Below are 7,245 nucleotides of genomic sequence, written 5' to 3' on the forward strand. Positions count from 1 at the left end.
AAGCGTGCCATCTCGCCGATTTCGACCGAGAGCGCGGACGACTTCCGCGCTCTCGTTGAGGGGACGTTCCTCGAACTAACGCATCGTCTGAGCTTCGCTGCCGACTGGATTGACCGATTTCTGGACGTCAATAGCTTACGCTAGCCCCTAGCGTCGGAACGTCCGCGCTCGTTAAGGAAAGGGCATCCGCGCTGTTCAACTCAGGTGAACTGGATAGCTTGTTCCTCCGCTGTGACCCTGCATCGCACCTGCAAACCTGCATCGCACCTGCAAACCGAGAACAGTCGTGGCCCCTGCCCGCTCGCCTCAGATCCACTTCACACCATGCTGGGCGTCGCCATACGCAGACTATCATGAACGGCTATTCGCACACTGCGCGATACCCATATCCGTTCCCGAAACGCAACCGTACTCGCGATGGGCCAAGAATACCCAACGGAGCGACCAATCGACGCCGCCTCGATGGACCGGACGGATCGTGACGAGCTCCCCTCAGAACTCGCGAACATCCCGTGGGTCGACATCCACAATCACGCACACACCCTTTCCTGGAACGAGCGCGAGGAGTTCACGCTGAGCGGTTGTCAAGGTATGGTAATGATGGCGGCGGCCTACTACTGGACACCGTATCAGCCAGCAGCACCCGCGGATGTTCGATATCTCTGGGATGACGCGCTCAACCGACTCGGACAGATCAGAGAATCACATATCTTCGATGCTAAGTTGGGTATCGGCATCCACGCTGGCAAACGGGTAGCAGACTACGAGACGTTGCTGGAGGTAATGCCCGAGTACTGTTCTTTGGAGGAAGTTGCTGCTGTCGGGGAGATCGGTATCATTCCGGCACAACACGCCGCCCGATGGGACCTCAACGACCAGAAGTCGCTTATGCGACGGCAGATGGAAGTCGCGGCTGATCACGACCTGCCAGCAATCGTACACACACCCCCACATCTCGAAGATGTCGAAGACGTCGACCTCCCATTTCGTGACCGAGGTACGATCCCGGGCTATGAGTTAGACATGAGCCTACAGCAGGACGCTGTTCTCGATGCGGAGAACGTGAAACAGGCGGCGACGGAACTCGACATCGAGTTGAAAGACGAAGCCGGACTTGCCGATGACCGATTGGTTCTCTCGCATGCAGACCAGCGAATCGCCCCATACGTCATGGAGAACACGGACTGTTATCTGAGCTTCACCATCAGCTATCCCTGGTTGCTAGGAGTTACACCCCGAGACGTCGCGACCGTCATCAAAGAGTATGGCCCCGATCGAGTACTTATCGAGACGGATAGCGCAGGGATTCTCAAATCCGACGTCTTCTCGTTCAAGCGGACGATATTCGAACTCTACCGACTGGGAATTGATATCGAAACGATTAGGCAGGTCGTATACGAGAATCCTCAACAGATCATAGCTAATTGACTCGAATTTCCCGGTGAGGGAGGTACGCACTCTTTGTCAGTGTTGTTCAACAGCTTGCCGAAGAAGTTCGATAATCGCCCCCAGGATAACGACATTTTTCAAGAACTGATACATCTCGACCTGCCGTTGCTGTTCGTCTTCGATATTCCAGAAGTCGTGCATTATCGGTGTGACTCCTAACAGGAAAGAGGCGATGGCTCCGGCTGCAACGATTGGAAACCGCCAAAGGATGATCCCAAGACTTCCTGCAGCGAGCATTCCGCTGGAAAACGGGACTGCTGTTTCCGGGGACGGTGCTCCCTTTGCCTCTGCATACCCTATCTGGCCCTCCAGATCTCTGAAGTTCTTGATTGCAGCGTATCCCAGAAACCCTCCAATGAGGACTCGGCTCAGAAGAGCAGGAGGATCTCGGGTGGTACTCGTGAGATTCCTCTGGCTCTCGGAATCAGGAGACTGGTTGGACTCCATATCTCCCCTAGAGCTGACAAGGATACAAACTTGGCGGAAAATCTAAAATACATGATGATAATTCCCGCTCACTGTCCTCTGCCGTTGTCCGACGAACTGCCACCGTTGCCTATTGGGATGAGCGCTGATTCTCGGAGATTTTTCTCCTGAGTTATCCAACAGCAGTACGGCAGAGTCGCTCTGAACCGTCCACGGTAGCAGACGTGGATGAGAATCTATGAACTCCTCTGCTGATGCCTATAGCTCATCGTCAAAGAACACCTCTGCGATACGCGTGGCGTAGGGATCGCGTGTTTCCTCATCAACAGGAATGTTGATGTTCGGCGAGTACTGACTCACGGTCCAGAAGTTCTTCGTCTGTGGGTCGAGCGAGGCCCCATTGTAGTCACCCCACCGTTCTACGGGACCTGGGAGTGCGTTATACTTGGACTCGCCGTCCTGGATAGCCACCGAATCCTCGATCTCGCCCGGTGTGAAGTCCGCGGTCCGACCCGCGACATCCATCCGCGCGAACGTGTCTGGACCGCTCACGTTGTGGACGATGATCGTTGCGTCCTCGTACGATTTCACCGTCGGGATATAGTACGACTTGTCCGGCTCGCCGTAGGTACCGCTCTGCACTAACTCGCGCGATTCGACGTCGATCTCATACCATCTGATGGCCGCAACCACGCCGTCGTCACCCTCGGCTGCAACGGTGTGGGCCGTCCAGAGCGAGCCGTCTTCCAGGTTGTAGTCGGCGTTCATCAGCCGGGAGCCGATGGTGTCGATGGTGGAGTCCGTGTTCGGCTGGTCCGCGGTCGGCGGGGGACTATACGCTTCTACGTCGACCGTGTAACACGAAAGCGACGGGTTAGTAGTGGGATCAGTCACTTCCCAAAGGGTGAGCGCATCCGAGGTGAACCCGCTGTTCACCATATAGTACGTCCCAGAACTGCCGCCCGAGAACGGCTGAAACGCTGGCTGGACAGTGAAGGTGAACGGTGCATCCTCACCCGGGTTGTTCATATTGTCGAAGTGGTGGGCCGTCACCGGCTCGCCAGCGTACACCTCGGCCTTGTCGAGGGTGACCATCGTCACCGTGAAACTGCCGTCGTTAGCGAAGAAGTTCTGGGTGAGATAGATCGCGTCCTGATCGAGACCCAGCGTGGGATAATCGACGAGGCCCGCGACGTCGGGGCCGTCGGCATCCTCGGGCGGGAGTCGATAGACGTTCCACGTGCCGTTCGGATTGCTACTCTGGGAGACGGCAACGACGAAGTACCCTCTGGGAGCGCGCGAAACCGCTTTGGGATCGACCTCGCCCTCCTCTACCTCCTCTTTGCCGATCATCTCACCGTCCGCCGTCAGTCCCATCACGAACTGCGTCGCACAGAGGACGAACCGATCCTCGTTGCGATCGTATCGTGCTCGTGGATCGAACACGAACGGGTAGCCGAGAGCGAACCCGCCTTCGGGTTCGGGGATGACCGGCTCCCAGATGTCCTCCAAATCGACCTGTCGTTGCTTGGTTCCGGATTGCTTGTTGTAGATGGCGACCTGCTGGTTGACCGCATGGACGTTCTTGCTCCGCCCCGTGGCGATCTGCGAATCCGACGGGACGCCACCCCGGGTGTCATTAGAGCCGAGACCCTCGTACTCGGTCCCGATCTCCAACTCGCCGTCACCCTCGTCGCCCTGCTGTCCACGTGCACGACCGTATGGCGGCTCGCCGCTCTTGTCTCGGCCTCCCGGTTCGGCTGTCGACATGTCGGGTGGCCCCCGTTTCGCTCCCTGCTCAGACTGTATCTGGGCGAAGTTGACTGTTCCCCCTTCGTAAGTTCGCTCGAAGGGGCCGTCCGCGCAGTCCGTCGCCGCGCTGGCGACGCCGCTGCCGGCCCCCGTCATCCCGAGACCCGCGACCCCCGCGCCAGCGAGCTGCAAGACGCGCCGGCGTTCGATGTTCCATAGTTGCTCTGCTGGATTCCGGTCCTGGTCACCGCTATCGTCCTTGCGAGACATACGCTCAGTACAATTCACCACGACCAAAAATAGATAATGAAAAATAACGATCAATTTGCGCGAGGAAGATTTTTTCGGACGTCCGGGCGCTCAGAATACTCGCTATCGCTCGCCCCGCTCGCCGCATGCCGCCCTCCGCATCGCTCGGCACCGACCATTCCGGGCTGCGCCTCGGTTGCTCCCTCCTTCGTCGGTCGCTGCACTCGGCGTTCCGGGCATCTGGTTTGCCGCCAGCACCAAGCGCGCTTTCGGTTGCGTCTCCCGGATGCTCGCTCCCTTCTTCGTCGGTCGCTGCGCGTCAGTCGACGGACGCGAAACCGGCTTGTGTGCTGGACGCTCGCTCCGGACGGGTCGGCGCGCGGTGCTGGTTGCGTGGGTCTGAGGGCGCGCTCCGCTCGCGCCCCTTCACAGAGGTGAAGGCGCTCGCGGGAGCGCGCAGCCGATGCCAGCAGTCGAGGAAGACCTACTCCAGAGCTGTCGGAGAAGACGCCGTGATGAGCGCCTTCAGTGGCAATCCAGCGGACGGTGACACCAATGAATAGCAAACGCATTATCAGTGGTGGACGGGCGGTCGACGAACAGACAACTAACCAGGACGTGAGCTTCGAGGGCGAATCGGACTTCGAGGTCGACGAACGAGTCGAGTTCCGTGCGAGCGTCGAGCAGGATACCCAGGCCAGGGTCGATACGAACCATCCCGATACAAGGAGCGTAAACGAAGCGGGGTCGAACGAACACCTGACACTCATCCAGGAAGAGCGCATCAGGGGCCGTGAAGCGGAACTCGAGCGAATCAGCGCGAGAGCGGAGGTCAGTCGGCAGAAAGGCCGTGAGCGACGATCACGGGAGGTCGCCGAGGAGCGGGTTGGTGGGCGGAGAGAGCGGCTGCGCGTGGGCTACGAGGAGGATCCACGCGAGCGACTGTCGAAGGAGGAACTCGCGGCGGTACACCAGCGGGCGGCCGGAATCGCGACGGGGCTGACATTTGCTGGCCAGCATCGGGCCATCGCGCGACAGATCGCCGAGCGCATGGTCAACGACCAGGAGGACGTACTGGATGCGGCGCTCCATACCAGGGAAGCGCTGCTGGAGTCACGTGGTGTGGTCAAACCACTCGCACGGGTGAAACCCACCCACTGGTCGGTGACGGTCGAAGGTGAGGTCGTCCGGTTGTTCGAGCCGGCATCGCCGGCACAACAGCAGGTCGGAATCCTCAAAGACAGGTCGGACTCGGTCAAACTCACCATCTGGCGGAGTGCGGAAGTAGGGACGGTGCTCCATGAAGGCGATCGAGTGCGTATCTATGACGCCTCGCCGGGCAGATACGGCGGCAAGACGACGCTGGCGGCCGAGCGAAAGAGCAAGTACGGAGAGGTCTACAAGCAGACGCGTATCACGGTTCTCGAACGTGGCGATGGGCCCGCCCCACGGCGGCCACGGTCGGGACCGGTCTACGACGAGGACGGAATGGTCGTACAGGACACGGAAGCGGTGAAGCTTCCTTCGGCGCTTCTCTGAGCACTGTGCCTTCTTTTTTGTGCCCGCTTCCACGCCCCTCCACCGCCCACCCTCCTCCACGGTCCGGGCTGCTCGCTCGGGGAGCTGCGCTGCCGGGCTTTCGCTCCATCAACTTCCCCGGCCTTCAGGCCGATGACGGATGTCAATAAAGTGTAACCGTGGGCAATAGTGGGATAGCTTTAATTTGACGTGGGTAATAGTGGGTTCCATGGGTATGAATGTCGAATTGGATGACATCCGAACTAAGGAAACCGACGACCGCGGACGGCTGTACCTCGGCACTGAGTATGCAAACAAGCGCATCACCGTCGCTGTCGTTGACGTCGAGGACGAACAACCGAGCGAGGACGAACTCGCGGCAGCCTATCAAGACGCGGCCGAGTCCGCTCGTAACATTGCTCGCGAATGGGACCACACGTCCGATGAAGCGTGGGAGTCGCTTGGTCCAGCACCCCGCGTCGAAGGCTACGATGCTGATAAGAACGATGAGTGAGGACGCGACGGAAGTCAGACGAGGCGATATCGTCATTGTCGAACTCGATCCGACACGCGGCCACGAGATGCAGAAAACACGCCCGTGCGTCGTCGTCCAAAATGACGTTGGTAATCGCAACTCCCATACAACCGTCGTTGCACCCGCGACCACCACCCATCGTGGCTATCCGTTCGAAGTACTGGTTCGGGCTGACGAGAGCGATTTCAACGAAGATTCGTCGATTCGCCTCGACCAGATCCGGTCGGTCGATATTCCTGAGCGTATTCAATTCGTCGCTGGGCAGCTCCCAGCATCGATCATGCGGGAGGTCGATAGCGCGCTGAAAATCGAACTCAATCTCAATTAGGTCTCTCAACTCGTTCTCAGTAGACCATTCACTCGATACCCGATAAGAGAACACCATCCTTCAAATTTCTATCATAAGACAGCAGGGCGCGTTTGGGATGCTTGCGGCCAGATGGATGGCACAGCCAGTAATTCGTCTGTTCGACCGCAAGGAGGGCGTTTTCGTCCCCCGGAAACAAGTCACGCAAACGAACCACGAACGTCCTACCCCAATTGGGGCCGAGAAACCGCGACGTTCACGCCGAAAAAGGTGTCAGTGGGGGTGTTGTAGGCAGATATTTGGTGGTGTCGCAAAGTCCTCTAGACTTTGCCTCTGGTAGCCTCCACTGAGAGGTCACAGCTCATGGTTGTTTTGGTTGATCGACTGAGAAGTTCGTCGAAGAACGTTCGGTAGTGATCTGGATTGGCGTACTTCACGAGTCTGAGTTGAAGCAATGCCTCTAACCCGGCCTCTGTCCAACGCATCCATTGGTTCTTGCATCGGTTCGCCACCTCTCCCATCGCTCGTTCCACGGGGTTCGAGGTCCACGGCACCTCGAACCCCTCAAGAGCCTGTTCGGCGAACGTCACTATCGACGGCAGCCACCGCCGAAGATATCCCGCAGCCTTCCTCGAACCGAACTGCGAGAGTTGCCACGCTGTCCTCTCAATACGCTTGGTTGTTCGCGCGATCCGTTCGCGGATCGCCGCGAACTCTTCCTCGGGACGGTGCTTGGCAACCGAGTTCTTCAGATGGAACACCTCGTCGATCACTTCTGTGACGATCTCGGTTCGCCGCTCCAAGGAGAACACGCCGTCATCCCAGAGATTGTAGCCCAGCGTCCGGCCAACATGGACGAGATCAAGCTGATGCTCGCGTGTTTCGTCGGTAAATGCCGTGACGATACTGTCATCAGCGTCACTGACGACCGTATAGTGACTAAGATAAGTATTGCAAACGAGAATCGAGAAATGCATCGATCCAAGATCGAGCGAAACTCACTCGATTG

Annotated in this window: 6 protein-coding genes and 1 pseudogene; 4 read left to right on the forward strand and 3 right to left on the reverse strand. The window is 58.4% G+C overall.

Annotation, left to right across the window (positions count from 1 at the left end):
• Window positions 1–417 precede the first annotated feature (417 nt).
• Window positions 418–1,428, forward strand: a complete 1,011-nt coding sequence (locus ACQUQO_RS17605) for a TatD family hydrolase (protein ID WP_435079863.1) — start codon at window positions 418–420, stop codon at window positions 1,426–1,428.
• A 36-nt stretch (window positions 1,429–1,464) separates the two neighbouring features.
• Here the strand turns inward: ACQUQO_RS17605 and ACQUQO_RS17610 are convergent, their stop codons facing one another.
• Both ACQUQO_RS17610 and ACQUQO_RS17615 read right to left on the reverse strand, forming a co-directional pair.
• Complete coding sequence (locus tag ACQUQO_RS17610; RefSeq protein ID WP_435079865.1) at window positions 1,465–1,896, reverse strand: DoxX family protein; 432 nt, start codon at window positions 1,894–1,896, stop codon at window positions 1,465–1,467.
• Window positions 1,897–2,133: 237 nt separating this feature from the next.
• Window positions 2,134–3,897, reverse strand: a complete 1,764-nt coding sequence (locus tag ACQUQO_RS17615; protein WP_435079867.1) for a hypothetical protein — start codon at window positions 3,895–3,897, stop codon at window positions 2,134–2,136.
• A 534-nt stretch (window positions 3,898–4,431) separates the two neighbouring features.
• On the opposite strand from ACQUQO_RS17615, the gene ACQUQO_RS17620 reads away from it, so the two are divergent.
• The 3 genes from ACQUQO_RS17620 (at window position 4,432) to ACQUQO_RS17630 (ending at window position 6,257) form a co-directional block, all read left to right on the forward strand.
• The gene (locus ACQUQO_RS17620) at window positions 4,432–5,415 is read left to right on the forward strand and encodes a DNA-binding protein (RefSeq protein ID WP_435079869.1); all 984 of its coding nucleotides are present in this window, start codon (window positions 4,432–4,434) and stop codon (window positions 5,413–5,415) included.
• A 214-nt stretch (window positions 5,416–5,629) separates the two neighbouring features.
• Window positions 5,630–5,908, forward strand: a complete 279-nt coding sequence (locus ACQUQO_RS17625) for a hypothetical protein (protein ID WP_435079873.1) — start codon at window positions 5,630–5,632, stop codon at window positions 5,906–5,908.
• Window positions 5,901–6,257, forward strand: coding sequence for a type II toxin-antitoxin system PemK/MazF family toxin (locus ACQUQO_RS17630; protein ID WP_435079871.1), 357 nt, complete (start codon window positions 5,901–5,903; stop codon window positions 6,255–6,257). Before ACQUQO_RS17625 ends, ACQUQO_RS17630 begins: the two co-directional genes overlap by 8 nt.
• A 299-nt stretch (window positions 6,258–6,556) precedes the next feature.
• Here the strand turns inward: ACQUQO_RS17630 and ACQUQO_RS17635 are convergent.
• Window positions 6,557–7,168, reverse strand: a pseudogene (locus ACQUQO_RS17635) (ISH6 family transposase); the annotation flags it as partial.
• Window positions 7,169–7,245: the final 77 nt, after the last annotated feature.

Source organism: Halococcus sp. AFM35 (assembly GCF_051195015.1).
Lineage (GTDB): Archaea > Halobacteriota > Halobacteria > Halobacteriales > Halococcaceae > Halococcus.

Bases quoted from the DNA above. Each gene is read 5' to 3' on its own strand.
- ACQUQO_RS17605 (WP_435079863.1), top strand. From the start codon at position 418: ATGGGCCAAGAATACCCAACGGAGCGACCAATCGACGCCGCCTCGATG.
- ACQUQO_RS17625 (WP_435079873.1), top strand. From the start codon at position 5,630: ATGAATGTCGAATTGGATGACATCCGAACTAAGGAAACCGACGACCGC.
- ACQUQO_RS17610 (WP_435079865.1), bottom strand. From the start codon at position 1,896: ATGGAGTCCAACCAGTCTCCTGATTCCGAGAGCCAGAGGAATCTCACG.
- ACQUQO_RS17630 (WP_435079871.1), top strand. From the start codon at position 5,901: ATGAGTGAGGACGCGACGGAAGTCAGACGAGGCGATATCGTCATTGTC.
- ACQUQO_RS17620 (WP_435079869.1), top strand. From the start codon at position 4,432: ATGAATAGCAAACGCATTATCAGTGGTGGACGGGCGGTCGACGAACAG.
- ACQUQO_RS17615 (WP_435079867.1), bottom strand. From the start codon at position 3,897: ATGTCTCGCAAGGACGATAGCGGTGACCAGGACCGGAATCCAGCAGAG.